Origin of the sequence: Mesorhizobium sp. M0633 (genome assembly GCF_040320645.1) — a bacterium.
Lineage (GTDB): Bacteria > Pseudomonadota > Alphaproteobacteria > Rhizobiales > Rhizobiaceae > Mesorhizobium.
Genome location: NZ_JAMYQC010000135.1, coordinates 1 through 633, shown reverse-complemented (window position 1 = coordinate 633; position 633 = coordinate 1). Strand labels below are relative to the sequence as shown.

At 58.9% G+C, this 633-nt stretch carries 1 protein-coding gene; it reads right to left on the bottom strand.

What is annotated here, in order from left to right:
• Window positions 1–178: 178 nt before the first annotated feature.
• Window positions 179–633 (bottom strand): cupredoxin domain-containing protein (locus NKI47_RS35040; RefSeq protein WP_352596429.1); only part of this gene is annotated, 455 nt, incomplete at its 5' end.

The following is a 633-nucleotide window of genomic DNA, read 5'->3' as shown; positions in this document are numbered from 1 at the left end:
GAGATTGGTCAGCGGCCCATGCTTAATCGTCAGCTTCTGCTGTTTGGCGTCGACCTTGATGACTTCGCCCTTCACGTATTCCTGCGCAAGCGCGCTCCCGCCGATGGCGAGAACGAGCGCGAGCGTTGAGAGTGTCTTTACCAATAGTGTCATGACTGCTTCCTTTGTGTTTTCGAATTCAGTTGGCGACGCTGATGTCGCCCTTCATGCCGGAATCGTAGTGACCCGGCACAAGGCAGCCGAAACCGAATTCGCCGGCATTGGCGAACGTCCAGATGATCTCGCCTCTGGCGCCGGGCGCCAGCCGGATCGCGTTGGGATCGGCGTGCTCCATCTCGGGGAACTTCTCCATCAGCGCCTTGTGCTCCATGATCCCCTCATGGACGTCCATGACGAACTCGTGGTCGACTTGGCCTTTGTTGACGAACTTCAGGCGAACGGTCTCGCCCTTCCTCACCTTGAGGAAGGCCGGCTGGAACAACATTTTTCCATCGTCCTTCTCCGACATCGAGATGTTGATAGTCCGCTTTGCCTTGCTCGCCTCGCCAGGGTTGCCGATCGGCATGGTGGCGGCTTTATCGCCATGGCCTCCGGCGTGGCTTCCACCGGCAAGAGCTGCTCCGGAACTGAGCG